Raw genomic sequence first — 25,947 nt, 5'->3', positions numbered from 1 at the left:
CTGACGATGGACATCCTCCTGAACCAGCTCTTCGCGGGCCTGAGCCTCGGCTCGGTGCTCCTGCTCGCCGCCCTCGGCCTGGCCCTCACCTTCGGTCAGATGGGCGTGATCAACATGGCCCACGGCGAGTTCATGATGGCCGGTGCCTACACCGCCTTCGTGGTGCAGGGCGTCATCGGGAGCGCCGGCGTCAGCCTGCTCGTCGCGCTGCCCGTCGGCTTCGTGGTCGGCGGTGTCCTGGGGCTGGTGCTCGAGGCGACGCTCATCCATCGGATGTACCACCGGCCGCTGGACACGCTGCTCGTCACCTGGGGTGTCGCCCTCGTGCTCCAGCAGGTGGCCCGGGACGTGTTCGGCGCACCCAACGTGGACGTGACCGCGCCGGAGTGGCTCTCCGGCGCGGTCACGGTCGGCGGGATCGCGCTGCCCAAGACCCGGCTCTTCATCCTCGCCGTCGCGATCGTCTGCGTCGCGACCCTGTCCGTGGCGCTCCGGTCCACCCCGCTCGGACGGCGGATCCGTGCCGTGGTGCAGAACCGCGACCTGGCCGAGGCGTCCGGCATCTCGTCGCGCGGCACCGACCGGCTGACGTTCTTCATCGGCTCCGGCCTGGCCGGGATCGCCGGTGTCGCACTCACCCTGCTGGGCTCGATCGGCCCGACGCTGGGGACCAACTACATCGTGGACGCCTTCCTCGTCGTCGTCGCCGGCGGTATCGGCCAGATCAAGGGGACCGTGATCGCCGCGACGGCGCTCGGGCTGATGCAGGCGTTCTTCGAGTACTCCACGACGGCCTCGGTCGCCAAGGTGCTCGTGTTCGTCGTGATCGTCGCCTTCCTACAGGTGCGCCCCCAGGGGCTGGTCACCGTGCGGACGAGGAGCCTGGTATGAACGCAACGCCCCGGACGAGCGACCGCCTCGCCACCCTCCTACGACCGGGACGGTCGCGAGCACTCGCCGGGTTCGCCCTCGCCGCCGTCCTCCTCTTCGCCGTCGCTCCGGTGCTGCTCAGCCCGTTCCGCCTCGGCCTGCTCGCCAAGTTCCTGTGCCTGGCCATGGTCGCGGTCGGCATCGGGCTCGCCTGGGGCCGCGGCGGGCTGCTGACCCTCGGGCAGGGGGTGTACTTCGGGCTCGGCGCCTACCTCATGGCGATGCACCTCAAGCTGGCCGACGCCGGCCCCGGCGGGGTCCCGGACTTCATGAGCCTCTACGGCACCGGTGAGGTGCCCTGGTGGTGGGAGCCGATGCGCTCCCCCGCCGCGACGATCCTGCTCATCGTCCTGGTCCCTGCCGTGCTGGCGGGGTTGCTCGGCTGGGCGGTGTTCACCCGCCGCGTGCGTGGCGCCTACTTCGCGATCCTCTCCCAGGCGCTGGCCGCCGCGTTCGCGATCCTGCTCATCGGCCAGCAGCAGACCACGGGCGGGACCAACGGCCTCAACGGGTTCCGGGCCTTCTTCGGCTACGACCTCACCGACCCGGTGAACCAACGGATGCTCTACCTCATCGCCGCCGGGGTGCTGCTGGTCATGGTGCTCGTCGCCCGGCAGCTCATGGTCTCGCGGTTCGGCGAGCTGCTCGTCGCCGTGCGCGACGGCGAGGACCGGGTGCGGTTCCTCGGGTACGACCCGGCAGCCGTCAAGACGGTCGTCTACGTCGTCGCAGCCGTCATGGCGGCCGTCGGCGGGGCGCTGTTCGTGCCGATCGTGGGCATCATCTCGCCCGCCGACGTCGGCGTCGTCCCCTCGATCGGGTTCCTCGTCGGGGTCGCGATCGGCGGCCGGGCCACCCTGCTCGGCCCCGTGCTCGGGTCGATCGCCGTGAGCTGGGCGCAGACCACCGTCTCCGAGCAGTTTCCCTCGGGGTGGATCTACTTCCAGGGCGCCCTCTTCATCCTCGTCATCGCCTTCCTGCCCGGAGGGCTCGCCTCGCTCGTGCGCCGACGACGGCGGGGTGGCGCCGCGCCGCCGGACCCTCGGGATGACGACGCACCCACCGATCCAGCACCACCCGACCCGGCACCGGTCCCGCACACCGAGGGGAGACCCGCATGACCGACGTCCCAGCCACCACCGAGGTCGAGACCGGACCCGACGTCGAGACCGGCGCCGCGGTCGAGGCCCTGCTCGGCACCGACACCTCCCGGTTCCGGCACGACTACCTCGAGGTCCGCGGCCTGCGCGTCACCTTCGGAGGGTTCGTCGCCGTCCGCGACGTCGACCTGACCGTGACCCAGGGTGACCTGAGGTTCCTCATCGGCCCCAACGGGGCCGGCAAGACGACGTTGATCGACGCCATCACCGGGTTGGCGAGCGCCACCGGATCAGCCCGGTTCGGCGGCAAGGAGCTGCTCGGCCGCGGCACGCACCGGATCGCTCGCGACGGCGTCGGGCGCACGTTCCAGACCGCCAGCGTCTTCGAGCAGCTGACCGTGCTGCAGAACCTCGACATCGCAGCCGGGGCGCGGCGCGGGCCAGGGACGCTGCTGCGGCGCCGGCGCGGCGTCCCGGAGCCTGTCGAGCAGGCGCTCGAGCTCGTCGGGCTGTCGGCGCTGCGGGACACGACGGCCGGTGTGCTCGCCCACGGCCAGAAGCAGTGGCTCGAGATCGGCATGCTGCTCGTCCAGGACGCCCACCTGCTGCTGCTCGACGAGCCCGTGGCGGGCATGACGCACGCCGAGCGGGAGGCCACCGGCGAGCTGCTGCGGCGCATCGGTTCCCAGCGCGTCGTCGTGGTGGTCGAGCACGACATGGAGTTCCTGCGCTCGTTCGCCGACTCGGTCACCGTCATGCACCAGGGCCAGGTCCTGGCCGAGGGCACCGTGGCCGACGTGCAGAACGACCCCGCCGTCGTCGAGGTCTACCTCGGCTCTCCCGTCGTCTCGGACCCGACCCCGCCGACCGGCGCCGACGCGACGCCCGTGAGCGCCACCGCCACCAAGGAGAACGCCTGATGCTCGAGCTCACCGGGGTCACCACCGGCTACGGACGGACCGCCGTGGTGCACGACGTCGACCTCACCGTCCCCGACGGCGGGCTGACCGCCGTGCTGGGACACAACGGAGCCGGCAAGACCACCCTGCTGCGGGCCGTGCTGGGCCTGCTGCCCGTCCGCTCCGGCCACGTCCGGCTGGCCGGCGAGGAGGTGACCTCCTGGCCGCCGCACCGCCGTGTGCGCCGCGGGATCGCCTACGTGCCCCAGGGGCAGCAGTCGTTCGGCCAGCTCACCGCCCGGGAGAACCTGCAGGTCGTGGCGGACGCCTACGGCGCCGCGGGCCGCCGGCGGACCACCGAGGCCCTGGACCTGTTCCCGGCCCTGGGGCCGCTGCTCGGCCGTCAGGCCGGCCTGCTCTCGGGAGGCCAGCGCCAGCAGCTCGCGATCGCGCGCGCACTGGTGACCGGGCCACGGCTGCTCGTGCTCGACGAACCGACCGAGGGCATCCAGCCCAACGTCGTCCGCGAGATCTACGACGCGATCACCTCCCTCTCGACCGGGGGCGAGCTGTCCGTGCTGCTCGTCGAGCAGCACATCGGCTACGCCGTCGAGCGGGCCGGGGAGTACCTGGTCATGGCCTCCGGGCGGGTCACGCACCGGGCACCCGGCGGTGCCCCGGCCGTCCATGGCGCCCGGGAGGCGATGGCCCTGTGAACGGCCGTCCCACCAGCCCGACCCAGGAGGTCCCGTGCACCTGACACCAGCCGACACCGAGAAGCTGCTCCTCGCCGTCGCCGGCATGGTCGCGCGCGACCGGCTCGAGCGCGGCGTCCGGCTCAACCATCCCGAGACCGTGGCGCTGCTGTCCTGCTGGGTGCTCGAACGCGCCCGCGAGGGCTCCGACGTCGCCACCCTCATGCGCGACGGCAGCTCCGTGCTGGCCCGCGACCAGGTGATGGACGGCGTCCCCGAGATGCTCACCGACGTCCAGGTCGAGGCCACGTTCCCCGACGGCCGCAAGCTCGTCACCCTCCACCACCCGATCCCGTAGGAGCGCCCGTGTCCGCCCGAAGCACCACCGGCCCCGGCGCGATCCGCGTCGCTCCCGGCCGGCTCGAGCTCAACGCCGACCGCACCCCCGCCGAGCGGCGGCGCCTCGTCGTCACCAACACCGGCGACCGGCCCGTGCAGGTCGGCTCGCACGTGCACCTGCCCGACGCCAACGCTGCCCTGCGCCTCGACCGCGCCGCCGCCCACGGCTTCCGGCTGGACGTCCCCGCCGGCACCTCCCAACGGTTCGAGCCCGGCGTGAGCCGCGAGGTCGACGCCGTCGCCCTGCGCGGTGCACGTCGGGTCCCCGGCCTCCAGCGGGGCAAGGCCGACGGCGGGCGGCTCGACCCCACCGAGGGCACCGACGACGGGCAGGTGCCCTGATGGTCTGGGTGGACCGCGAGCGCTACGCCGCTCTCTACGGGCCGACCGTCGGCGACCAGGTCCGGCTCGGTGACACCGACCTGTGGATCGAGGTGACCGAGGACCGCACCGTCGGCGGCGAGGAGGCGGTGTTCGGCGGCGGCAAGACGATCCGGGAGTCGATGGCGCAGTCGACCCGCACCCGCGCCGAGGGCGCGCTCGACACCGTGATCACCAACGCCGTCGTGCTCGACTGGTGGGGTGTGGTGCGCGCCGACGTCGGCCTGCGCGACGGCCGGATCGTCGCGTTGGGCCGCTCCGGCAACCCCGACGTCGCCGACGGCGTCCACCCGGACCTGGTCATCGGCCCGTCCACGGACGTCATCTCGGGCGAGGGGCGCATCCTCACCGCGGGCGGGTTCGACCCGCACGTGCACCTGCTGTCCCCCTCGGCGCTGCACGAGGCCCTGGCCACCGGCATCACGACCGTCGCCGGCGGCGGCACCGGCCCCTCGGAAGGGTCCAAGGCCACCACGGTGACACCGGGAGCGTGGCACCTGCGACAGGTCCTGCGCGCCCTCGATCCCGTCCCCCTCAACGTGCTGCTGCTCGCCAAGGGGAACACGGTCAGTGCCGAGGCCCTGGCCGAGCAGGCGCTCGGTGGTGCGGGCAGCTTCAAGGTGCACGAGGACTGGGGGTCGACACCGGCGGCGATCGACGCCGCCCTGCGCGGTGCCGACGAGTGGGGCCTGCAGGTCGCGCTGCACTCGGACTCCCTGAACGAGACCGGGTACGTGCAGTCCACGATCGACGCGATCGCCGGCCGCAGCATCCACGCCTACCACGTCGAGGGCGCGGGCGGCGGGCACGCCCCGGACATCCTGGAGATCGCCGGCCTCGAGCACGTGATCCCCGGCTCGACGAACCCCACCCTGCCGCACACCGTCAACACGGTGGCCGAGCACCTCGACATGCTCATGGTCTGCCACCACCTCAACCCGGCGGTGCCCGAGGACCTGGCGTTCGCCGAGTCCCGCATCCGGGCGACGACGATCGCCGCCGAGGACGTGCTGCACGACATGGGCGCGATCTCCATCACGTCCTCGGACGCCCAGGCGATGGGACGCATCGGCGAGGTGGTCGCACGGACCTGGCAGGTGGCGCACGTCATGAAGCACCGGCGCGGGTCGCTGGGCAGCGCCGAGCCGGCCGACAACGAGCGCGCCCGGCGCTACGTGGCCAAGTACACGATCAACCCGGCGATCGCGCACGGGGTCGACGGCGAGATCGGCTCGGTCGAGCCCGGCAAGCTCGGTGACCTCGTGCTGTGGGACCCGCGGTTCTTCGGCATCCGCCCGGAGCTGGTGATCAAGGGCGGCGTCATCGCGTGGGCCGCCCTCGGCGACCCGAACGCCTCCATCCCGACCCCGCAGCCGGTGCTGCAGCGACCGGCGTTCGGCGACGCGATCGCGGCCGACACCTCGCTGGCCTTCGTCGCTCCCGCGGCGATCGACGACGGCCTGGCCGAACGCCTCGGGCTGCGCCGCCGGCTCGCCCCGATCACCTCGACCCGCGGCATCGGCAAGTCGGACATGCGCAACAACGACGCCCTGCCCCGCATCGACATCCGTCCCGACACGTTCGAGATCCGCATCGACGGGGACCTCGTCGAGCCCGCCCCCGCCGTCCAGCTGCCCCTGGCGCAGCTCTACTCGATGTTCTAGGCCCCGTGACCACCGCCGCACCCTCACCGGCCGCCCGTCGCGCGCCGGACCCGTCCACCGTGGCCCTGCTGCTGGCGGACGCGCGGCTGCCGGGCGGTGGGCACGCGCACTCCGCGAGCCTCGAGCCCGCCCTGCTGGGCGGGCTGCCCGCGGCCGACGTCCCGGCCTGGATGGCCGGGCGCGCGACGACGGTCAGCCTCGTCGAGGCGGGGACCGCCGTCGTCGCCTCGCGCGTGCTGGCCGCCGGCCCGGTCGCCGAGGACGACGGTCCCGCCGCGCTCGCCGCCGTCGAGCGGGCCTGGGCCGCGCGGACGCCGTCGCAGGCGCTGCGCGACGCCGCCCGCCTGCTCGGGCGGGGCTACCTGCGCGTCGCGAGGACCCTGTGGTCGGGGCACCCCGCGGTGGTGGCCGTCGCCGGGCAGGCGGCCCGGCACGGCAGCGTGCCGCGCGCCGTCGTCCTCGGTGCCGTGGCCGCTGCGAGCGGGCTCACCCCCGCGGACGTCGTGCGGCTCACCGTGTACGACGACGCCCAGACCGCGGCGTCGGCCCTGCTCAAGCTCGAACCGCTGGACCCGCTCGTCACCGCGCGGTGGGTCCTCGACGCGTGCGCCGCCGCGGAGCCCCACGTGCCCCGCGTCGCCGCGTGCACCACCCCGGAGTCGATCCCCGCCTCCGGAGCCCCGCAGACCGAAGGCTGGGCCGAGGCCCACGCCCTGAGAACCCAGAGGTTGTTCCGTGCCTGAGAACCCGATCCTTGAGTCCACCGCCCTCCCGCGACCGCTGCGCCTCGGCGTCGCCGGACCCGTCGGCGTCGGCAAGTCGTCCCTCATCGCGACGGTCTGCCGCGCCCTGGCCGACGAGCTCGCGATCGGCGTCATCACCAACGACATCTACACCGACGAGGACGCCCGCTTCCTGCGGTCCGCCGGCGTCCTGGAGCCCGATCGCATCCGCGCCGTCGAGACCGGTGCGTGCCCGCATACCGCCATCCGCGACGACGTCACGGCGAACCTGCTCGCGGCCGAGGACCTCGCCGCGGACTTCGCACCGCTCGACCTCGTCATCATCGAGTCCGGCGGCGACAACCTGACCGCGACCTTCTCCCCCGCCCTCGTGGACGCCCAGATCTTCGTCCTCGACGTCGCCGGCGGCGGCGACGTCGCCCGCAAGGGCGGCCCGGGGATCGGCCGGGCCGACCTGCTGGTGGTGAACAAGACCGACCTGGCCCCGCACGTGGGGGTGGACGTCGAGCAGATGGTGGCCGACGCCGCGGACGCCCGCGAGGGGCGTGCGGTCATCGCGCTCTCGAGGTCCGACGAGACGTCGGTAGCAGCCCTGCGCGCCTGGCTGCTCGGCGTGCTGGCCGCCTACCGGGACGGCGTCCACGTCGCCCAGGACCCGGGCCCCATGGCGCCGCACTTCCACGCGGACGACGACGGCGGCGGGATCCTGCACAGCCACGCCGACGGCGACCACACCCATGCCCACTCGCACGGGTGATGTCCACGACGGCGCCGTCGCGCGCCCAGACCCGGGCGACCACCGCCGTCGGCGTCACCCGAGGCGCCTCCCCCGGCACCCCGGTCCGGGTCGACACCGCTGACGGCCTGCTCGCCGTGCGGACCGTCTCGCGGGGCACGGACCGCGCCGAGGTGGCGCTGGTGGCCACCGGCGCGGTGCTCCTCGGCGGCGACCACGTCCTCGTGCGGGTCGACGTCGCCGACCGCTGCGCGCTGCGGATCACCGACGTCGGCGGGACCGTCGCCTACGACGGCGAGGGCGTCGCCTGCCGCTGGGACGTCGAGGTCCGCCTCGGCCGCGGCTCCCGGCTGGACTGGTACGGCATGCCGTTCGTCGTCTCCGACGGCGCGGACGTCGTGCGGGCCACCACCGTCCGCCTCGGCGCGGGTTCCCGGCTGGTGCTGCGCGAGACCGTCGTCCTGGGACGTGACGGCGAGCGTGGTGGCCGGGTGGCCCTGCACAGCGACGTGGCAGACGACGGCGGACCGGTCCTCGTCGAGGAGGTCACCGCCTGCGGGACGGACCGCGTTCCCGGCGTGCTCGGCGCGCACCGCGTGCTCGACACCCTGACCGACCTGCGCTCGACCGACGACCTCGACGTGCCGGCCGAGTCAGACCTTCCGGAGGCGGTCCCCGACGCCGTGCCCCTGTCGGACGGCGCGGCCACCCTGCAGCTCGACCGCGGGGGGACCCTCACCCGCTGGCTGGGCGCGGCGACCCACCTCAGCCCGATCGAGCGCGCGCTCGACCGGCGCCGACGAACCCTGGAGGAGAGATGACCACGAGCCCTACCGACCCCACCACAGCGTCCCCTCGCCGGCACCTGACGGTCCCGGTCGTCGCTGTGCTCCACGCCGTCGGGATCACCGGCATCGCGGTCGTGGCGACCCTGCAGGGCAGGGGCACCGCAGTGCTGCTCACCCTGGGGCTGACCGCGTACGGCCTGGGCCTGCGGCACGCGTTCGACCCGGACCACATCGCCACGATCGACAACACCACCCGACGCCTCGTCCGTACCGGGCGGGACGCCCGCGGCGTCGGGCTGTGGTTCTCCCTCGGACACTCGACCGTCGTGCTGGTGGCCGCCGCGCTGCTCACGCTGGGTGTGCGGGCGCTCGTGCCGATGCTCGACGACGACGCCTCGTTGCTGCACCGCGTCACCGGCGTGTGGGGGCCGCTGGTGGCCAGCACGTTCCTGCTCGTGATCGGCGGGATCAACCTCGTCCTGCTGCGCCGCGCGCTGCGCGCGCCCGCCGCCGGTGCCGGCGAGGGTGCCGGCGGCGGACCGGTCACGTGGCTCCTGCGCCGCTTCGAGTGGGCCACGGACCGGCCCCGCCGGATGTACGGCGTCGGGCTGCTGTTCGGGCTCGGGTTCGACACCGCCACCTCCATCGGCCTGCTCGCGGTCGCCGCCGCCGTCACCCTCGACCAGAACAGCTGGTACGCCGCTGTGCCCCTCGCGATCCTCTTCGCCGCCGGCATGTCGCTGCTGGACTCGGCCCAGGGTGCGGTGGCGCGCCGGGTCTACGCCTCGGCCGGCTCCCAGCCCCCGGGGCGGCGACGGGTGCGGTACGACGTGGTCGTGACCGGGGTGTCGGCCGCGGCCGCGCTCGGCATCGCGGTCGTCACGCTGGTCCAGACGCTCGCCGAGCACGTCCCGGCGGCCGCCACCGTGCCGGGGACCGCCGTCGACCTCGACCCCTACGGCGTCGTGCTGACCGTCGTCCTCGTGGCCGCCTGGGGCATCGGGGCGTTAGTCCTGCGCCAGCAGCGTCGTGAGGCGTGACAGCACCTCACGGCCACGCACGGAGAGGTACGCCCGGATCACCCGACGATCCAGGCCGTCGACCTCGCGGTAGACCAGAGCGCGGCTCACGAGCGAGTCGACGCGGCGGCCCAGGGTCGCCTTGTCCGTGACGGTCGCCTCCCGCAGCTCCGTCATGGTGAGGCCGGCAGAGTCCTCCAGGGTGCCGAGCACGAGCCACTCGTCGAAGGTGAAGCCCTCGGCCTGCAGGATCTTGCCGGCCCGCCGGGAGGCACGGCGGGCGCCGAGCACGGACTCACGCAGCACCGCGGCACCCATCGCCGACTCGACGTCGGTGACGAACCCGCTGGTCACGTTGCGCGACGTCCGCATGCTGATCACTCCCTCTCGGTGCTCGTAGAATACCCGCCAACACAGGCCGGGGCCTGCAGGCCCCCCACGCGGACGGGGCGTCATGTCTGACTTCGTCGTCGGCGTCCTGCTGCACTTCCAGGGTCCCGGCGGGATCTACGGCCCGTCGTGCCAGGCTGTCACCGAGCTCGCCGTCGCGGAGATCAACGCGACCGGCGGCGTCCTCGGGCGCCCGGTGCGCGCCGAGCTGCTCGACGCCGGGCAGGCACCGGCCACGTTGCGACGGCAGCTCGGGTCCGCCCTCGACGCCGGTCAGCTGCACGCGCTGACCGGCTGGCACACGTCCGCGGTGCGCAACGCCGTCGTCCCGTTGCTGCAGCGGCGCGTCCCCTACGTCTACCCCGCCGCCTACGAGGGCGCGGAGAACCGCTCCGGCCTGTACGTGACCGGGGAGGTGCCCTCCGCCCAGCTCTTTCCTGCGATCCGTCGCCTGCGGGCGACCCGTGGCGTGCGCCGCTGGTACGTGGTGGGCGACGACTACGCCTGGCCGCGCGGCACGTTCCAGGTGCTCTCCCGGCAGATCACCGAGCTCGACGCGCAGTTCGCCGGGGCACGGTTCCTCCCGGCGGCGGGCGCGAGCGCCGCCGAGCTGGCGACGACGCTGGACGCCGTGGAGGCGGCCCACGCGGACGGCGTGCTGCTGCTGATGGTCGGGCAGAACGGTGTCCGCTTCAACCGCGGTTTCGCCCGGCGCGGCCTGCACGAACGGATGCTGCGGCTGAGCACCCTCATGGAGGAGAACATGTTGCTCGGCAGCGGCGCCGGCGCGACGGCCGACCTGTTCTCGGCCGGCGGCTGGTTCCGCAGCCTGGCCACCGGTGAGGCCCTCGACCTCATCGGACGGTACACCGCGCACCACGGACTCCACGCGCCGGCCGTCGGCGCGGCGGCGGAGGCCTGCTACGAGGGGATCTTCGCCCTGCGCTCGATCGTGCAACGAGCCGGGAGCTCCGCCGTCGGCGCCACCGACCGGTCCGTGGACGGACTCGTCTACGAGGGCCCGCGCGGCCCGATGCAGTTCAGCGGCAACCACGCCGACCAGCGCCTCTACCTGGCCCGTGCCGTCGGTGTGGACTTCGAGCTGGTCACCGAGCTCTGAGGCCGTCCGCGGACGTGTCCCACGTCACGGCTCCGCCCGGAATCATCCGAACGGATCGACATGTTGCGCAGGGCATGACCGACACCCTGATGGAGTCCGCACACCTCGCGATCGGTGAGGACGCGGCAGACCGCATCTTCCGCCACGCCCGCACGACGTCCCAGTGGTCCGACGCCGAGGTCACCGACGCCTGGCTCGAGGCGGCATGGGACCTGGCCAAGCTCGGCCCCACGGCGATGAACACGGTGCCGCTGCGCCTGCTGGTCGTCCGCTCCGGCGAGGCCAGGCACCGGCTGATCGAGCACATGGGCGGCGGCAACAAGGCGAAGGTCGAGGCGGCGCCCGTCTCCCTCGTGCTCGCCGCCGACCCGGCCTTCCACGAGCACCTGGACGAGCTCTTCCCGGTCTACCCGGGTATCCGTGAGCAGCTCGCCCCCGCGACGGAGACCCGCGAGCAGATGGCCCGCACCAACGCCCTTCTCCAGGCCGGGTACCTCGTCGTGGCGCTGCGCTCCGTGGGGCTGGCCGCCGGCCCGATGAACGGCATGGACTTCGACGGCGTGGACAACGAGTTCTTCGCGGACTCGGGGTGGAAGTCCTTCATGGTGATCAACGTGGGCGTCGCCGACGGCGAGGGCTCCCCGCACCCCCGCAACCCGCGGCTGCCTTTCCAACAGGTCACCGAGACCCTCTGACCCCAGTGTTGTGGGCGCGATTTCTGGGCCCGTTATCTCGCCAAAATGGGACATAACGGGCCAGAAATCGCGCCCACAACACACTCGGTGGGTCAGGCGGTCGCGACCGGGCGGCCCGGGTCGTTCGACCACTGGGACCACGAGCCGGGATACAGGGCCGCCGTGACGCCGATCGAGGCCAGCGCCGCCACCTCGTGCGCCGCCGTCACCCCGGAACCGCAGTAGACGCCCACCGGCCGACCTTCCGTCACCCCGAGCCCGGCGAAGCGCTCCGCCAGCTCGTCGGCCGGCCGGAAGGTCCCGTCGTCGGCCAGGTTGTCGACGGTCGGGGCCGAGACCGCGCCGGGGACGTGCCCGGCCTGCGGGTCCACGGGCTCGACCTCCCCGCGGTAGCGCTCGGCCGCACGGGCGTCGAGCAGCACACCGTGCCTGGCGAGGTCCGCGGCCTCGTCGATGTCCAGCACGGGCATCCCGCCCGGGTGCGCGACGACGTCACCCCGCCCCTGCTCGACGTCGCCCGCCTCGAGCGGGTGCCCCGCCCGGACCCAGGCCGCCAGCCCGCCGTCGAGGATGTGCACGTGCGGATGGCCGAACCAGCGCAGCAGCCACCAGGCGCGCGCGGCGGACGTACCGCCCACGGCGTCGTACACGACCACCCGCGAGTTCGTCCGGATCCCCCAGCCTCGGGCCGCGGACTGGAAGGCCATCGCCGACGGCAGCGGGTGCCGCCCCTCGGCGGCAGACGGCGTCGCCGCCAGACCGGCCTCCAGATCGACGAACACCGCACCCGGCAGGTGGCCCGCCTCGTACTGCTCACGCCCGTCGCTCCGACCGAGCTCCCAGCGCACGTCGAGCAGCACCGGCGCGCCCCCGGCAGGATCCTCCAGGCCACCGAGCTGCAGGTCCGCCGCCAGCGTCGCGACGTCGACCAGCACCTCGTGGCGGGCCGACGCGGGCGCCGCGCTCACGCGGCGTCCCCGGGCGCCGACGTCCCCGCCGCCGGCGCGGCCAGGTCCATCCGCATCGTGTAAGCGTCCTTGTCCTCGGGCTGGTAGTAGCGCTTGCGCACCCCGAGACGCTCGAACCCGAACTTCTCGTACAGGGCGATCGCCGGAGCGTTGTCCACGGCGACCTCGAGGAACAGCGCCCGAGCACGCAACGTGCGCGACCGGTCGACGAGGGCCTGCAGCAGCACCTTCCCGACGCCGCGGCCCTGGTACCCGCGCGCGGTCCCGAGCGTCATCACCTGGGCTACCTCGCCGTCGAACCACAGTCCCGCGTACCCGATCACCGGGCGCCGACCGACGCCGTACCGCTCGGCGGCGTCCGCCGGCTCGGCCACGACGTACCACCGGCCGAGCCCGGCGAGCTCGTCAGCGAGCATCCCGTACGTCCACGCGCCGGCGCCGAACAGCTCGTGCTCCAGCTCCAGCACGCGGTCGAAGTCCGCGCTGTCCAGCGGGCGCAGCCGCACCTCCAGCGGGTCGACGGTCATACCGCACCGCCCGCTGCAGGCAGTGCCCGCTTCGCCCCGGCCGGCTCCTGCACGTCGGGGCGACGCAGGTACAGCGGCTCGGTCGGCAGGTCCGCACCGGCGGCCCGGCGGGCCAGGGCGACCCGCGCCAGGACGGTCGCGTCCGGGACCAGCGGGGCGTCGTCGTCGGAGGGCAGGTCGTCCGGGTAGAGCGCCGCTCCCTCGCCGACGACGGCGAGGCGTCCGCCGGAGCCCTCCGGCGGCGGTCCCAGTCGGGTCGCCGCCACGTCCGCGGCGCGCCCCACCGCCGGACCGTCGACCGTCTCGACCACGGGCACACCGTGCGGGCCCTCGTGCGCGACGACGCGGTAGCGGGCCCAGTAGACCTCCTTGCGGCGGGCGTCGGTCGCGGCGAGGACCTCGTCCCCGGGCTGCAGGCCGAGGTCGGCCACGGCCTGCACGGCCAACGCCTCGATGCTGGGCACGCCGAGCACGTCGATACCGAGGCTGAGGGCCAGCGTGCGCGCCGTCACCAGACCGACGCGCAACCCGGTGAAGGGCGCCGGCCCGGTGCCACCGACGACGGCGGTCAGGTCGGTACGCTCCAGCCCGGCCTCGGCCAGGACCTCGGCGATCAGGGGTGCGAGCGACTCAGCGTGCCGACGGCGCTCGGCGGACATGCGTACGGCGAGCCGCCTGCCGTCGTCGTCCACAAGTGCGACGGCCACGGCCGCGGAGGTGTCGAGAGCGAGAACTGCCACGGCCCCAGCCTACGGCGAGAACCGCGGTCGTCAGCGGACCAGGGCCGCCAGGTCGACGTCCGCCCACCGGGCGCCGACCCCTCGGATCACCGCGTGCCGGGTGCCGGCCTCCGGGTCGGACTCGCCGAGGTCGTCACCCACACCGCCACGGGGGCGGACCAGGTCGATCTCGAGCCGCTCGTCGGTGAGCGCCTCGGCCAGCCCGCGGCCCCACTCGACGACGGTCACCGACTCCTCCAGCGACGAGTCCAGGTCGAGCGCGTCGAGCTCGGACAGGTCCCCGAGCCGGTAGGCGTCCACGTGCACCAGCGCGGGTCCCGGAGCACCGTCGGGACGCGTCGAGCCCGGCAGCGGCGGGTGCTCGCGCGCCACGATGAACGTCGGGGACGCCACCTGGCCGCGGACGCCCAGCGCCGCACCGAGCCCCTGGGTCAGGGTGGTCTTCCCGGCACCGAGGTCACCGGTGAGGATCACCAGGTCCCCGGCACGCAGTATCCCCGCCAGCGCCGCACCCAACGCCCGGGTGGACTCGGCGTCCGGCAGGTCGGTCTCGGTCTGCACGACGGCGTCGCTCACTGCTGCACCTTTCCTTCTGACACGTAGACCCTCGGGACGCGCGCACCGAGGCGGGTGACGATCTCGTAGCTGATGGTGCCCGCGGCGTCGGCCCAGTCCTGCGCGTTCGGGATCGCCGCACCGTGCGCCACCCCGTCGGAGGAACCGAACAGGGTCACCACGTCCCCGGCGCGCTCGCCGGCGCCCGGCCCCAGGTCGAGCACGAGCTGGTCCATGCACACCCGCCCTGCCACCCGCAGCACGCGCCCGGCGGACCCGGCGGAGCCCGCACCGACGGCGACCGGCCCGCCCGGCCCTGCCGACCCGCCCGAGGCGTGGCGCGGCACGCCGTCGGCATAGCCCACCGGCACGAGCCCGACGGTGGTGTCCTGCGACGTGGTGTACAGGTGGCCGTAGGAGACGCCCTCACCGGCCGCCACCTGCTTGACGTTCGCCAGCCGGGACTGGAAGGTCATGGCCGGGCGCAGCCCGTGGTCGCCGGGCGCGCCCAGCAGAGGCCCGGGAGCCAGCCCGTACACGGAGATCCCGGGACGCACGAGGTCGAGATGCAGCTCGGGGAGCGTGAGCGTCGCCGCCGAGTTCGCCAGGTGACGGACCTCGGGGCGCAGGCCGGCCGCCGCCGTCACCTCCAGCGCCGCGGTGAACGCCGCCGCCTGCCGCGCGATCGACGGGTGTCCCGGCTCGTCCGCGCACGCCAGGTGCGAGAACACCCCCACGACGCGCAGCTCGCCCGAGGCCTCCAGCGCCGCCGCACGCCGCGCCACGTCCGGCAGGTCCCCGGCGGCCACGCCCCCGCGGGACAGCCCGGTGTCCACCTTGACGTGCACCCGGGCGGTCCGACCGGCCGCCCGCGCCCCGGCGGCCACCTCGTCGAGCGCCCAGGGAGCCGCCACCGTGACGTCGACGTCCGCACGCACCAGGTCCGCGAACGGTGCGCCCGGGGTGAGCAGCCAGACCAGCACGCGCACGTCGGCTCCTGCGAGGCCCGCGCGCAGACCCAGCGCCTCCGCCGCGGTGGCCGCCCCGAGCCACGTCGCCCCGCCCGCGAGCGCCGCCCGCGCCGCCGGCAGCATCCCGTGCCCATACCCGTCGGCCTTGACGACCGCCATGAGGTCCGACGACGGCGCCCGCTCGCGCAGGGCGCGGACGTTGTCGCTGATCGCGTCGAGGTCGACGACCGCCCGGGCCGGAGTGCCGCCGTCGAAGGCTGGGAAGGTCACGACGGCGATTCTCTCACTCCGCCGGGCCCTGCTCCCGCGCCGGACCCGGCCGGCCCGCCCACTCGGCGAGCGAACGCCGGGAGGTGAAAAGTCGCGGCTCGCCCGTGCGTGGGTCGTCGAACGCGAGCGACCGGGCGAGGAGCTGCAGCGGGCGCCCGGCGTCGTCGGGCGCGTCCGCCCGCAGCTCCGGCCAGAACGGGTCGTGCAGGATGGGCAGCCCGAGCGAGTCCATGTGCAACCGCAGCTGGTGCGTCTTGCCGGTGTGCGGCTCGAGCCGGTACAGCCCCAGGCCACGGTCCTCGTCACGACCGACCAGGTCGATCCACGACTCGGCGTTCGGCTCGCCCGGCACCTCCTCGGCGCGGACCACCCCGCGACGCTTGACGATGCGCGACCGCACCGTCCGCGGGAAGGTGGCGGCTTCGCCGTCGGACCCACCGTCGGGCGTCCGCGGCAACGGCGCGACCGCCTCGTACACCTTGCGCACCCGCCGCTCCTGGAAGACGAGCTGGTAGGCGCCGCGGACCTCGGGGCGCACGGTCAGCACCAGCACACCCGCCGTGGGCCGGTCGAGCCGGTGCGCCGGCACGAGGTCCGGCAGGTCCAGGGTGCGGCGCAGGTGGGTGAGCAGCGCCCGGGTGACCCAGCGTCCGCGCGGCATGGTCGCCACGAGGTGCGGCTTGTCCACCACGAGCAGGTCCTCGTCGCGGTGCAGCACCTCGACGTGGTCCAGCGCCGGCACGGGGGGTTCGTCCGGCGGTGGGTCGCGGTACAGGTAGAGGAACCCACGCGGTTCGTACGGCGTGGTCGCGGTGACCGGCGTGCCGTCACCGGTGACCACCTCACCGGCGGCGACCTTCTGCCGCAGGCGGGTCGCGTCGTCCGCGAACCGGGTCAGCAGGTAGTCGAGCGCCGTCCGGTGCTGTGCCACCGTGGCGGCGTCGTGCGGAAGCACCAGACGGGTCGGGTTGAGGCCGTCCCGGACCGGCAGCGGGGGGACGTGCTTGCGGGGGCCTCGTCGCGGCGGCGGGGAGGCCGGACGGGGTGGTGGCACGCGGGACATACGGCCATTCTCGCGCGGCGTCACGACCCCGTAAGGCGTCCGGGGCTCCCCTTCGCCCCGTCACAGGACGAGACTGGTTGTCATGAACCGCCGACTGCACCGCACAGCCCTCGCCCTCGCCGCGGCCGCCACCCTCACGCTCGCCGGGTGCGCCGCCGAGGACACGCCGCCCGCCGGCGACGGAGCCGAGACCGCGGGCGAGATGACCGACGACTCCATGGCTGATCAGGACATGACCGACGACATGACCGACGAGCCGGCCGACGAGGACATGGCCGACGAGATGGTCCCCGCGGTCTACGAGTTCTCCGCGACCACGCTGGACGGCGGGACGTTCGAGGGCGCCACGCTGGCCGGTTCACCGGCGGTGCTGTGGTTCTGGGCGCCGTGGTGCCCGACGTGCATCATGCAGATCCCCACGGTGACGGGTCTCGCCGAGACCTACGGCGGCGACGTCGCGGTCGTCGGGGTCGGCGGCCTCGACGACGCCGAGGCGATCAGCGACATGGCCGAGAAGAACATCCCGCACGTCACCCACCTCGTGGACGACGCCGGGGAGGTCTGGCAGCACTTCGGCATGACGCAGCAGTCGACGTTCGTGGTGCTCGACGCGGACGGCGAGATCGTCGCGGAGGGGACCGTGCCGGAGACGGAGCTCGAGTCGCTCGTCGCCGACCTCGCGAGCTGACGTGCTCGACCCCGCCGCTCTCGCCCTCGCCCTCGGCGCCGGTCTCGTGGCCGCGGTGAACCCGTGCGGGTTCGCCCTGCTGCCCGCCTACCTGACCACGCTCGTGCGACCCGACGACGGCCGGGCCTCCGCCGTCGGGCGCGCACTGCGTTCCACCGCCGCGCTGACGCTCGGCTTCGTGGCGGTGTTCGGCGTGTTCGGGCTCGTCGTCGCCCCCGTGGCGAGCTCGGTGCAGCGCTGGCTGCCGGCGTTCACGCTCGTGCTCGGCGTCCTGCTCGCGGTGGGCGGCGCCTGGGTGCTGGCCGGCCGGGAGCTGCCCGGGCTGCGGCTGCTGCGCACCGGCAGCGGGCGCCCGCTCACGGACCGGTGGTGGTCGGTGGTCGGGTTCGGCGCCTCCTACGCCCTGGCGTCGCTGACGTGCACGATCGCACCGTTCCTCGCCGTCGTCGTCACGGCCTTCCGCGCCGGGTCCGCGTGGCAGGGGCTCGCCCTCTTCGTCACCTACGCGGCCGGGATGGCGCTGCTCGTGGGGACCGCAGCCGTCGTCGTCGCACTGGCCGGCTCGGGCGTCGTCGGCCGGGCCCGCCGCGCCGGGCCCGCACTGGCGCGTACCGGCGGCGCGATCCTGCTGCTCGCCGGGCTGTACGTCGCCTGGTACGGGTTCTGGGAGCTGCGGGTGCTGCACGCCGGCGCCGGGTCCGACCCGGTGGTCGACGCCGCGGCGTCGGTGCAGCGCTGGCTCGCCACGGCTGCGGAGGGCGCCGGCTGGGCCGGGCTGCTGGTGATCCTGGTCGGCGCCGCGGGGGCCGGAGCGTGGTGGCACCGCCGTCGGCAGGCGAAGATGGACGCATGAGCCTCTACGACATCCCTTTCGACCGCATGGACGGCACGTCCGCGACCCTCGCCGAGCACCGCGACGACGTGGTGCTGGTGGTCAACGTCGCCTCCCGCTGCGGCCTGACGCCCCAGTACGACACCCTCGAGACCCTGCAGCAGAAGTACGCGGACCGGGGGTTCACCGTCGTCGGGTTCCCCAGCAACCAGTTCCTGCAGGAGCTGTCCTCGGACGCCAAGATCGCGGAGTTCTGCTCCACCACGTACGGGGTCACGTTCCCCGTGGTCTCGAAGGTCAAGGTCAACGGGAAGAACGCCCACCCGCTGTACCAGGAGCTGACGAAGACTCCCGACGCGGACGGGCACGAGGGGCGCATCCGGTGGAACTTCGAGAAGTTCCTCGTGCTGCCCGGTGGCGAGGTCCGCCGCTACTCCCCCAAGACGGTGCCCGACGCCCCGGAGATCATCGAGGCGATCGAGGCGCACCTGCCGCGGTAGCGCATCGTCAGCCCGCCTCCTCGGCCGTCGGCAACGTCGTCAGCAGCACGGTGAGGAGCCGGCCCAGTGTCGCCCGGTCGTCCGCGTCGAGGGCGCCCAGCAAACGTTCCTCGTGCTCCAGCAGGTCACGCACGACCCGCTCGACGACGGCGTGCCCCGTCTCCGTGAGGGTCACCGCGACAGCGCGGCGCCCGGTGCCCGACGGCGCGCGCGTGACCAGCCCCTCGCGTTCGGCGCGGGCGACGCGCTGCGAGACCGCCCCGGCCGTGACCAGGGTCTGGGCGGTGATCTCGCGGGTGGTGAGCGTCCAGGGGGCGCCGGAGCGCCGGAGCGTGCTGAGCAGGTCGAGCGTCGCAGCATCGACACCGAGCCGGGCGAGCGTCCGACGGCGGTCGTCGGTCAGGCGCTTCGCCGCACGCCTCAGGGGCGTGATCACGCCGATCGATACCGTCGGCACGCCGGGGAGCTCCCGGTCCCAGGCCGCCGCGATGTCGTCCGGTGTCTGGGTGGCCGTCGAGCCGAGGGGGTAGTCAGGCATGTCGCACTCCTCTATGTTTAGATCTAAACATAGCGTGACGACGAGGAGGAGCACGTGGGCCGTCAAGTACTCATCACCGGAGGTTCCGGCGGGATCGGCCGTGCGATCGCCCGCAGCCTCACCGCCGTCGGCGACGACGTCACGATCACCGGGCGCCGTCCGGGGCCGCTCCATGCGGCCGCTGAGGCCACCGGGTCACGCGCGGTGGTGTGCGACGCCACCGACCCCGCCGCCGTCGACGTCCTGATCGACGAGCTGGACGCGCCGCTCGACGTCGTCGTCGCCATGGCCGGCGGCAACACGGACTTCGACCGGTCGTCCGACGACCGCACCACCCCGCCCGCGCTGGCGGACGTCGCCGCCGCCTGGCACGCCAACCTCGACGCCAACCTGGTGTCGACCGTCCTGACGGTCACCGCGGCCCTGCGCACCATGGGCTCCGGCGGCACCGTCGTCACGGTCGGATCCGTCGGCGCCGAGTACGCCGGTGGCTCCTACGGGGTGGCCAAGGCCGCCGTCCAGGCCTGGACGGCCGGGCTCTCGGCACAGGTCGGACCGCGCGGCATCACGGCCAACTGCATCGCGCCCGGTTACATCGAAGGCACCGACTACTTCAGGGGGCGGCTCACCGACCAGCGCCACGAGCGGCTCGTGGCCGCCACGCACGACCAGCGCGCCGGGACGCCCGACGACGTCGCCGCCCTCGTCACGTTCCTTGCCTCCCCCGGCGCACGGCACATCACGGGCCAGACGCTCCACGTCAACGGCGGCGCCTTCACGACACGTTGAGGTCGGCCGCCATCAGCAGCCCGGCCCCGCCGGTGAACGTCACCGAGTGGAACGACGGCCCCCGTGCGACCTCCCGGAACCCCCACCGCTTGTGCAGGGCGATCGACGCCGCGTTGCCCGCGTTGACCACGTAGAAGGCGCGGTTCGTTCCGGTGCCGATCCAGGCCATCCGCACCTCGGTGAGCGCCGTCGCGACCCCACGCCGTCGCCAGGCGGGGTGCACCGTCACCCCGCCGAGATAGTGCCCGGCCGGGGCGACGCCGTCGGGCCGGGGGTAGAGGTGGGTCTTGGCCCAGCCGACGACGACGCGACCGGCCTCGGCACCGTCGGCCTCGGCGACGATCACGAGCCGACCGCTGTCGAGGATCGCCGCGCGGATCCCGTCGAGGAGCAGCGCCTGGCCCGCCGCGTCCTGGACCCGTTCGACCGCCGGCAGGTCGTCGACCGTCGCGGGACGGACCGTCACGGGCGCCGGGGCCCCGTGCCGGTGCGGGTCGAACGCTGCGAACACTGCCATCGGGTGGCCAACGTAGCGCTGAGCTCCCCATCAGCGCACGATGGGGAACTCAGCGCTACGTCGGCCCGACGAGCTCCGCCACCGTGGCCGGGATCGCCTCGGCGACGTCGAGGGCGGCCACCGGGCCGCCGGGGTTCGCCCGGTGGGCGGCCCGGCCGTGCACCAGCGCGGCGGCCGCCGCGATCTCGGCCGCGAGCGCCGGGCGCCGCACCACCTCGGCCGACCGCGCCGCGAGCATCGCGCCCAGCAGTCCAGCCAGCACGTCGCCCGCCCCGGCCGTGGACAGCCAGGCGGGCGCGTCGGCCTGGGCGTATGCCACCGACGGCCCGACGACGACGGTCACGCCGCCCTTGAGCAGCACGGTCGCACCGGTCAGCTCCTGCGCCGTACGTGACCAGCGCAGCGGTGCGGCCTCGACGTCACGGCGCCGGACGTCCTGTCCGCGTGACCGCAGGAGCGTGGTCAGCTCACCGGCGTGCGGGGTGAGGACGAACCACGGCGGGCACCGCTCGTCGAGCAGTGCCAGTCCCCCCGCGTCGATCACGGCGGGTGCCGGCTCACCGACCCCGGCGAGCTCGCCGCGGGCCGCCGCCAGGCCGGCGCTCCCCCGCTCGTGCTGACCGTCGTCGGCACCCGCCGGCTGGTCGGGTCCGCTCGGTATCCCGGGACCGACCACCCAGGACTGGACGCGCCCCGGCCCGACGACGACCTCCGGCCGTGCCGCCACCACGGCGTGCCCGACGGCGTCCGGCCCGCGGTACCGGACCATCCCCGCGCCCGAGCGCACGGCGGCCGAGGTGGTGAGGACCGCCGCGCCGGGATAGGTGGCCGTCCCGGCGACGACGCCGACGACGCCCCGGCTGTACTTGTGGTCGGCCGGCCCGGGAACCGGCCACCCGGACGCGACGTCCTCGGTCTCGAGCCGGCACAGCGCCGGGGGTCCGTCGAACGACAGCCCGATGTCGACGACGGTCACCTCGCCGACCAGGTGGGCGGCGGGCGGCGCCAGCAGACCCGGCTTGGCCGCCCCGAAGGTGACCGTCCGGTCGGCCGGCAGCACCGGCCCGGCCAGCGCGCCGTCGTCGGCCCCGATCCCGGACGGCAGGTCGACGGCGACGACCCACGGGCGCCCCGTACTCCCGACGTCCAGCAGGGCCGTGACGGCGTCGGCGGCGAGGCCCCGGAGCGCGCCGCGGGCACCGATCCCGACCAGACCGTCCAGGACGACGTCGGCCCGGGCCGCTCGCGCCGCGACCTCGTCGAGACTCCCCGGTTCCGCGAACAGCTCGACCACCCGGCCGCCGGCGGACCGCAGCGCCGCGAGCCCGCCGGCGTGCACCCGCTCGGAGGTCAGCACCGCGGTCACCGCCAGGCCCCGCCGGGCGAGCACCGCCCCGGCGTGCAGAGCGTCCCCCCCGTTGTTCCCGGCGCCCACCAGCAGCACGGCGCGAGCGCCACGCACGTGCCGCCGTCGGGCACGCAGGTCTGCCAGGACCTGCCCGGCCAGCGCGAACGACGCGCGCTCCATCAGCGGTGCGCCGGCCTCCAGCAGGGGTTCCTCGGCGGCGCGGACGTCAGCGGCGGTCCAGGCGGCGATCATGTCCGCATCCTCCCGCGACCCGCGCACCGGTGCAGCAGGAGGCATAGGCTCGGGCCATGCGATTCGGACTCTTCATCCCGCAGGGCTGGCGGCACTCGCTCACCGACGTCCCGCCGGAGCAGCACTGGGAGACGATGCTGTCTCTCCTCCACTACGCCGACAACGCCGCGGCGGGCGAGGCCGTCCCGGGCGGTGGGTTCGCCTGGGAGTCGGTGTGGGTCTACGACCACTTCCACACGGTGCCGGTGCCGAATCCCGAGGCGACGCACGAGGCGTGGTCGCTCATGGCGGCTTTCGCCGCCGCGTCGCAGCGGGTGCGCCTCGGTCAGATGTGCACGTGCATGTCCTACCGCGAGCCGACGTACCTGGCGAAGGTCGCGGCGACGGTCGACGCCATCTCGGGCGGTCGCCTCGAGATGGGCATCGGCGCCGGCTGGTACGAGCACGAGTGGCGCGCCTACGGCTACGGCTTCCCGAGCGCGGGCGAGCGCATCCGCGCACTCGACGAGGGCGTGCAGATCATGACGAACATGTGGCGCACGGGGAACTCCGGCACGTTCGAGGGCAAGCGGTACCAGGTCGACGGCGCCCTGTGCTACCCGCAGCCGCTGCAGAAGCTCCCGGTCGGCGACGACGGCGCGCAGGTCCCGAGCATCCCGCTGTGGATCGCGGGCGGCGGCGAGAAGAAGACGCTGCGCATCGCGGCGCGGTTCGCGCAGTACACGAACTTCGCGGGCGACCCCGAGACGTTCTCACACAAGTCACAGATCCTCGAGCAGCACTGTCAGGACGTCGGCACGGACTTCGGTGCGATCACCCGCTCGTCCGACTACAACGTCGTCATCGGCGAGAACCAGGCCGAGGTCGAGGACCGGCTGGCGTGGATCGAGTCGCACTTCGGCACGTACGCGCCGAACGACGCGGGCGAGCGCGAGGTGCACAACTGGCGCAACGGCCCGTTGGTCGGCACGCCGGAGCAGATCGTCGAGACGCTGCAGGATCTCAAGGCACGCGGGATGACCTACACGATCGCGTACTTCCCCAACGCCGTGGGCGACCGGGACCAGATCGAGCTGTTCCAGCGCCAGGTCATCCCCGAGCTGCAGGACTGACCGGTCGGTAGTTCGTGGCGAGATCGGTAGTTCGAACTACCGATCTCGCCCCGAACTACCGACCGCAGAAGTGCGCTCGGGGTGGTCAGCCCTCTGCGATGACCATGGCGGACGAGATCCCCGCGTCGTGGGAGATCGACAGGTGCCAGTGCCGCACACCCAGCTCCTCTGCCCGCGCCTGCACCGTGCCCCGCAGCTCCACCTCGGGCGGCCCGCCGACGACACGATGCACGGTGGCGTCGTGCCACCGCATGTTTCCGGGTGCCCCGAGCGCCTTGGCGATCGCCTCCTTCGCGGCGAACCGCGCGGCCAGGGACGACGCCGGCAGCTCCCGCTCCTCGGCGGTGAACAGCTTCTCGCGCAGCCGCGGGGTGCGCTCCAGCGTGGCCATGAACCGTTCGACGTCGACGACATCGATCCCCACCCCGATGATCATCGCCGCACCCCGGCCTCGTCCGCAGGCTCGACGAGGTGGCGCCAACGGAACCACTTGCGCTCCAGCTCGCCCTCGAGGTCGACGTCGAACCGCCGTGCCACCAGCAACAGCTGGGCCAGCACGTCCGCGAGCTCGGCCCGGAAACCCAGGTCGACCGTCTCGGCAGCTTCCCCGCGGTCGCGCGACCGTCCGGACCGGGCCAGGTACGCCTGGGTGAGCTCGCCGATCTCCTCGTGAAGCTTGAGCACGAGCCAGTCGTCGGACCGCGGCACACCGAACAGCCGCTCGTAGACGCGCGAGATGATCTCGACCTCGTCCGCGAGCGCCGCGAGCGAGCGGTTCGGTCGTTCTGCCGACAAGACACCGTCCGACGACGGCTCGGGTCCGGGTGCACCAGGCTCGGTCATGCGTCGATCATGCCTCCTCGACGGCCGAGCATGCGACGTCGGCCCGTCGGCGCTCTGGGACGGGCTGCCGTCGCATGCTCGGCACCGGCGGGCAGCGCCCGTCCCGGCCGTCGCTTGCGTCGCCGGTGGGGACCTCGGGCAGAATCGACCAGTGACCTCCTCGTCCGCGACACCCGGGAACGGTGACTCGTCGCTCCCTCCCCTGTCGGAGCACCTGCCCCGGCTCGCACCGGCCTCCCCCTACGTCGACTTCGACCGGATGGCCTGGAGCGGCCTGTCCGAGCAGACGCCGCTGCCGCTCACCGACGAGGACGTGGCACGGCTGCGCGGTCTCGGCGACCCGATCGACCTGGCCGAGGTCGACGCCATCTATCGGCCGCTGTCCCGGCTGCTCAACCTGTACGTCACGGCGACCGCCGGGCTGCACCGCGCCACGTCGACGTTCCTCGGCGAGGAACCGCCCCGCACCCCCTACGTCATCGGCGTCGCCGGCTCGGTCGCGGTCGGCAAGTCGACGACGGCGCGGGTGCTGCGCGAGATGATGGCCCGCTGGCCGGAGACGCCGCACGTCGAGCTCATCACCACCGACGGGTTCCTCTATCCCAACGCCGAGCTGGAGCGCCGGGGCCTGCTGTCCCGCAAGGGGTTCCCCGAGTCGTACGACCGCCGGGCGCTCATCCGATTCCTGTCCCGCGTCAAGGCCGGCCAGCCGAAGGTCTACGCCCCGGTGTACTCGCACGTGGTCTACGACATCGTCCCGGGCGAGGAAGCCGTGGTGCACCGGCCGGACGTCCTCATCGTCGAAGGGCTCAACGTGCTGCAGCCGGCGCGCTCGACCTCGACCACCGAGCCGACGGTCGCGGTGAGCGACTTCTTCGACTTCTCGATCTACGTCGACGCCCGTACCCGCAACATCCGGCAGTGGTACGTGGACCGGTTCCTCAAGCTGCGTCGTACGGCGTTCAGCCGGCCGGAGTCGTACTTCCGCCGCTACGCCGACCTGTCCGACGCGGAGGCCACCGAGCGCGCGCTGAACATCTGGGAGTCGATCAACGCCCCGAACCTCGAGCACAACGTGCTGCCCACCCGGGGCCGGGCGACCCTCGTCATGACGAAGGGCTCGGACCACTCCGTCCAGCGGGTGCGGCTACGCAAGCTCTGAGGCCTCCTCGACGACCGCGACCGGAGCCTGGGTGCGCATCTCCTCCAGGACCTCCTCGCGGGGCGTGAACGCCTGGACCACCCGGTCGACCACGAGGCCCAGCAAACCACCACCGACCACGCCGACCACCATCGCCAGCAACGGACTGTGGCCCAGCACCTCGGCTGCGGCGATGCCGATCAGCGTCGAGTACGCGACCCAGAGCACGGCGGCGACGCCGGAGAACACCATGAAACGTCGCTGCGGATAGCCGAGCGCTCCGGCGGTCATGTTGACCGCCACCCGACCGACGGGGATGTAGCGGGCCGCGATGATGAAGACGGCGCCGCGTCGCGCCAGCGCACGCCGCGCCCACGAGACGGTCTTGCGTCCCCGGGCGCTGCGCATCCCGGCGAGCCGTTCGGTGCCGTAGCGCCGGCCGATGAGGTACGCGGTCTGGTCGCCCAGCCACGCCCCGACCGCCGCGACGGGGATGATCAGCCACAGCCAGGGCACGCCGGTGGCCTGCGCGGAGATCACGAGCGTGACGAGCACCGACTCGCTGGGGACCGGGGGGAAGAAGCCATCGATGTAGGCCGAGGCGAACATCGCGGGGTAGATCCAGACGGAGGCGGCGGTCTCGAGGATCCAGGCCTCCACCTGGTCCAGCATCATGGCGATTCCCGGCACGCGGTCCCTCGTTCGTCAGCCGGCCCGGCCGGCGGCGGCATCGG

32 protein-coding genes are annotated in these 25,947 nt (G+C 73.7%); 19 read left to right on the top strand and 13 right to left on the bottom strand.

Going from position 1 to position 25,947, the window contains the following annotated elements; genetic code table 11:
* The first annotated feature begins 6 nt into the window (after positions 1–6).
* Genes urtB through PZC42_RS03970 form a run of 11 tightly spaced genes read left to right on the top strand, consistent with a single transcriptional unit; the run spans position 7 to position 9,375 of the window.
* Positions 7–891 (top strand): urea ABC transporter permease subunit UrtB, encoded by an 885-nt coding sequence (gene urtB / locus PZC42_RS04020; protein WP_277208667.1) that lies wholly within the window; start codon positions 7–9, stop codon positions 889–891.
* The gene (gene urtC, locus PZC42_RS04015; RefSeq protein WP_277208666.1) at positions 888–2,051 is read left to right on the top strand and encodes an urea ABC transporter permease subunit UrtC; all 1,164 of its coding nucleotides are present in this window, start codon (positions 888–890) and stop codon (positions 2,049–2,051) included. Before urtB ends, urtC begins: the two co-directional genes overlap by 4 nt.
* The gene (gene urtD / locus PZC42_RS04010; protein ID WP_277208664.1) at positions 2,048–2,950 is read left to right on the top strand and encodes an urea ABC transporter ATP-binding protein UrtD; all 903 of its coding nucleotides are present in this window, start codon (positions 2,048–2,050) and stop codon (positions 2,948–2,950) included. Before urtC ends, urtD begins: the two co-directional genes overlap by 4 nt.
* Positions 2,950–3,645 carry an ATP-binding cassette domain-containing protein gene (locus tag PZC42_RS04005; protein ID WP_277208662.1) on the top strand — a complete coding sequence of 232 codons (696 nt, stop codon included), beginning with the start codon at positions 2,950–2,952 and terminating at the stop codon, positions 3,643–3,645. The genes urtD and PZC42_RS04005 overlap by 1 nt, the downstream gene beginning before the upstream one ends.
* A gap of 34 nt (positions 3,646–3,679) precedes the next feature.
* Positions 3,680–3,982 (top strand): urease subunit gamma, encoded by a 303-nt coding sequence (locus tag PZC42_RS04000; RefSeq protein ID WP_277208660.1) that lies wholly within the window; start codon positions 3,680–3,682, stop codon positions 3,980–3,982.
* Positions 3,983–3,990: 8 nt separating this feature from the next.
* Positions 3,991–4,365 carry an urease subunit beta gene (gene ureB, locus PZC42_RS03995; protein ID WP_277208658.1) on the top strand — a complete coding sequence of 125 codons (375 nt, stop codon included), beginning with the start codon at positions 3,991–3,993 and terminating at the stop codon, positions 4,363–4,365.
* A complete protein-coding gene (locus tag PZC42_RS03990; protein ID WP_277208656.1) occupies positions 4,365–6,068 on the top strand; it encodes an urease subunit alpha in 1,704 nt (567 codons plus the stop codon). Before ureB ends, PZC42_RS03990 begins: the two co-directional genes overlap by 1 nt.
* Before the next feature lie 5 nt (positions 6,069–6,073).
* The gene (locus tag PZC42_RS03985; protein WP_277208655.1) at positions 6,074–6,811 is read left to right on the top strand and encodes an urease accessory protein UreF; all 738 of its coding nucleotides are present in this window, start codon (positions 6,074–6,076) and stop codon (positions 6,809–6,811) included.
* On the top strand, positions 6,804–7,568 hold the full coding sequence (ureG, locus tag PZC42_RS03980) for an urease accessory protein UreG (protein ID WP_277208653.1): 765 nt from the start codon (positions 6,804–6,806) through the stop codon (positions 7,566–7,568). Before PZC42_RS03985 ends, ureG begins: the two co-directional genes overlap by 8 nt.
* The gene (locus PZC42_RS03975) at positions 7,568–8,368 is read left to right on the top strand and encodes an urease accessory protein UreD (protein WP_277209280.1); all 801 of its coding nucleotides are present in this window, start codon (positions 7,568–7,570) and stop codon (positions 8,366–8,368) included. The genes ureG and PZC42_RS03975 overlap by 1 nt, the downstream gene beginning before the upstream one ends.
* Complete coding sequence (locus PZC42_RS03970) at positions 8,365–9,375, top strand: HoxN/HupN/NixA family nickel/cobalt transporter (RefSeq protein WP_277208651.1); 1,011 nt, start codon at positions 8,365–8,367, stop codon at positions 9,373–9,375. The genes PZC42_RS03975 and PZC42_RS03970 overlap by 4 nt, the downstream gene beginning before the upstream one ends.
* Here PZC42_RS03970 and PZC42_RS03965 read toward each other — a convergent pair.
* Positions 9,343–9,726, bottom strand: coding sequence for a MarR family winged helix-turn-helix transcriptional regulator (locus PZC42_RS03965; RefSeq protein ID WP_277208649.1), 384 nt, complete (start codon positions 9,724–9,726; stop codon positions 9,343–9,345). The genes PZC42_RS03970 and PZC42_RS03965 overlap by 33 nt on opposite strands.
* Positions 9,727–9,808: 82 nt before the next feature.
* Between PZC42_RS03965 and PZC42_RS03960 the strand changes: the two genes are divergently transcribed.
* Together PZC42_RS03960 and PZC42_RS03955 are read left to right on the top strand one after the other, a co-directional pair.
* Positions 9,809–10,864: a substrate-binding domain-containing protein gene (locus PZC42_RS03960; protein WP_277208647.1), complete on the top strand. Its 1,056-nt coding sequence runs from the start codon at positions 9,809–9,811 to the stop codon at positions 10,862–10,864.
* A gap of 74 nt (positions 10,865–10,938) precedes the next feature.
* Positions 10,939–11,559, top strand: a complete 621-nt coding sequence (locus tag PZC42_RS03955) for a malonic semialdehyde reductase (protein ID WP_277208645.1) — start codon at positions 10,939–10,941, stop codon at positions 11,557–11,559.
* A gap of 92 nt (positions 11,560–11,651) precedes the next feature.
* Here the strand turns inward: PZC42_RS03955 and PZC42_RS03950 are convergent, their stop codons facing one another.
* From PZC42_RS03950 to PZC42_RS03925, 6 genes are read right to left on the bottom strand one after another with little or no spacing between them, the layout of a single operon-like run.
* On the bottom strand, positions 11,652–12,527 hold the full coding sequence (locus PZC42_RS03950) for a sulfurtransferase (protein ID WP_438802900.1): 876 nt from the start codon (positions 12,525–12,527) through the stop codon (positions 11,652–11,654).
* Complete coding sequence (gene rimI / locus PZC42_RS03945) at positions 12,524–13,054, bottom strand: ribosomal protein S18-alanine N-acetyltransferase (RefSeq protein ID WP_277208643.1); 531 nt, start codon at positions 13,052–13,054, stop codon at positions 12,524–12,526. The genes PZC42_RS03950 and rimI overlap by 4 nt, the downstream gene beginning before the upstream one ends.
* Positions 13,051–13,794, bottom strand: a complete 744-nt coding sequence (gene tsaB / locus PZC42_RS03940) for a tRNA (adenosine(37)-N6)-threonylcarbamoyltransferase complex dimerization subunit type 1 TsaB (protein WP_277208642.1) — start codon at positions 13,792–13,794, stop codon at positions 13,051–13,053. Before tsaB ends, rimI begins: the two co-directional genes overlap by 4 nt.
* A 30-nt stretch (positions 13,795–13,824) precedes the next feature.
* Positions 13,825–14,370 (bottom strand): tRNA (adenosine(37)-N6)-threonylcarbamoyltransferase complex ATPase subunit type 1 TsaE, encoded by a 546-nt coding sequence (gene tsaE / locus PZC42_RS03935; RefSeq protein WP_277208640.1) that lies wholly within the window; start codon positions 14,368–14,370, stop codon positions 13,825–13,827.
* Entirely contained in the window at positions 14,367–15,590 is a 1,224-nt protein-coding gene (gene alr / locus PZC42_RS03930) for an alanine racemase (protein ID WP_277208638.1), read from the bottom strand. The genes tsaE and alr overlap by 4 nt, the downstream gene beginning before the upstream one ends.
* 13 nt (positions 15,591–15,603) lie before the next feature.
* Positions 15,604–16,653, bottom strand: coding sequence for a pseudouridine synthase (locus PZC42_RS03925; protein WP_277208636.1), 1,050 nt, complete (start codon positions 16,651–16,653; stop codon positions 15,604–15,606).
* A gap of 82 nt (positions 16,654–16,735) precedes the next feature.
* Between PZC42_RS03925 and PZC42_RS03920 the strand changes: the two genes are divergently transcribed.
* Genes PZC42_RS03920 through PZC42_RS03910 form a run of 3 tightly spaced genes read left to right on the top strand, consistent with a single transcriptional unit; the run spans position 16,736 to position 18,673 of the window.
* Entirely contained in the window at positions 16,736–17,341 is a 606-nt protein-coding gene (locus PZC42_RS03920; RefSeq protein WP_277208634.1) for a TlpA family protein disulfide reductase, read from the top strand.
* A 1-nt stretch (position 17,342) separates the two neighbouring features.
* Positions 17,343–18,194 carry a cytochrome c biogenesis CcdA family protein gene (locus PZC42_RS03915; protein ID WP_277208633.1) on the top strand — a complete coding sequence of 284 codons (852 nt, stop codon included), beginning with the start codon at positions 17,343–17,345 and terminating at the stop codon, positions 18,192–18,194.
* Entirely contained in the window at positions 18,191–18,673 is a 483-nt protein-coding gene (locus PZC42_RS03910; RefSeq protein ID WP_277208631.1) for a glutathione peroxidase, read from the top strand. Before PZC42_RS03915 ends, PZC42_RS03910 begins: the two co-directional genes overlap by 4 nt.
* Positions 18,674–18,680: 7 nt before the next feature.
* Here PZC42_RS03910 and PZC42_RS03905 read toward each other — a convergent pair whose 3' ends face one another.
* Complete coding sequence (locus PZC42_RS03905; RefSeq protein WP_277208629.1) at positions 18,681–19,211, bottom strand: MarR family winged helix-turn-helix transcriptional regulator; 531 nt, start codon at positions 19,209–19,211, stop codon at positions 18,681–18,683.
* Positions 19,212–19,265: 54 nt separating this feature from the next.
* Between PZC42_RS03905 and PZC42_RS03900 the strand changes: the two genes are divergently transcribed.
* Positions 19,266–20,000 carry an SDR family oxidoreductase gene (locus PZC42_RS03900; RefSeq protein ID WP_277208627.1) on the top strand — a complete coding sequence of 245 codons (735 nt, stop codon included), beginning with the start codon at positions 19,266–19,268 and terminating at the stop codon, positions 19,998–20,000.
* Here the strand turns inward: PZC42_RS03900 and PZC42_RS03895 are convergent.
* Both PZC42_RS03895 and PZC42_RS03890 read right to left on the bottom strand, forming a co-directional pair.
* Positions 19,987–20,517, bottom strand: a complete 531-nt coding sequence (locus PZC42_RS03895) for a GNAT family N-acetyltransferase (protein WP_277208625.1) — start codon at positions 20,515–20,517, stop codon at positions 19,987–19,989. The two genes, PZC42_RS03900 and PZC42_RS03895, sit on opposite strands and share 14 nt — an antisense overlap.
* 55 nt (positions 20,518–20,572) lie before the next feature.
* Positions 20,573–22,117: an NAD(P)H-hydrate epimerase gene (locus tag PZC42_RS03890; RefSeq protein ID WP_277208623.1), complete on the bottom strand. Its 1,545-nt coding sequence runs from the start codon at positions 22,115–22,117 to the stop codon at positions 20,573–20,575.
* A 56-nt stretch (positions 22,118–22,173) separates the two neighbouring features.
* On the opposite strand from PZC42_RS03890, the gene PZC42_RS03885 reads away from it, so the two are divergent.
* Positions 22,174–23,229, top strand: a complete 1,056-nt coding sequence (locus PZC42_RS03885; protein ID WP_277208621.1) for an LLM class F420-dependent oxidoreductase — start codon at positions 22,174–22,176, stop codon at positions 23,227–23,229.
* A gap of 85 nt (positions 23,230–23,314) precedes the next feature.
* Here PZC42_RS03885 and PZC42_RS03880 read toward each other — a convergent pair whose 3' ends face one another.
* Entirely contained in the window at positions 23,315–23,665 is a 351-nt protein-coding gene (locus PZC42_RS03880; RefSeq protein ID WP_277208619.1) for a holo-ACP synthase, read from the bottom strand.
* The gene (locus PZC42_RS03875; RefSeq protein WP_277208617.1) at positions 23,662–24,072 is read right to left on the bottom strand and encodes a nucleoside triphosphate pyrophosphohydrolase family protein; all 411 of its coding nucleotides are present in this window, start codon (positions 24,070–24,072) and stop codon (positions 23,662–23,664) included. The genes PZC42_RS03880 and PZC42_RS03875 overlap by 4 nt, the downstream gene beginning before the upstream one ends.
* A gap of 259 nt (positions 24,073–24,331) precedes the next feature.
* On the opposite strand from PZC42_RS03875, the gene coaA reads away from it, so the two are divergent.
* Positions 24,332–25,234: a type I pantothenate kinase gene (gene coaA / locus PZC42_RS03870; RefSeq protein WP_277209278.1), complete on the top strand. Its 903-nt coding sequence runs from the start codon at positions 24,332–24,334 to the stop codon at positions 25,232–25,234.
* Here the strand turns inward: coaA and PZC42_RS03865 are convergent.
* Positions 25,220–25,903, bottom strand: coding sequence for a DedA family protein (locus PZC42_RS03865; RefSeq protein WP_277208615.1), 684 nt, complete (start codon positions 25,901–25,903; stop codon positions 25,220–25,222). The genes coaA and PZC42_RS03865 overlap by 15 nt on opposite strands.
* Positions 25,904–25,947 lie beyond the last annotated feature (44 nt).

The sequence above is a fragment of the Isoptericola croceus genome, assembly GCF_029382255.1.
GTDB lineage: Bacteria > Actinomycetota > Actinomycetes > Actinomycetales > Cellulomonadaceae > Isoptericola > Isoptericola croceus.
Note: the sequence above shows the minus strand (reverse complement) of the source record. Positions and strands in the feature narration are given on the sequence as shown.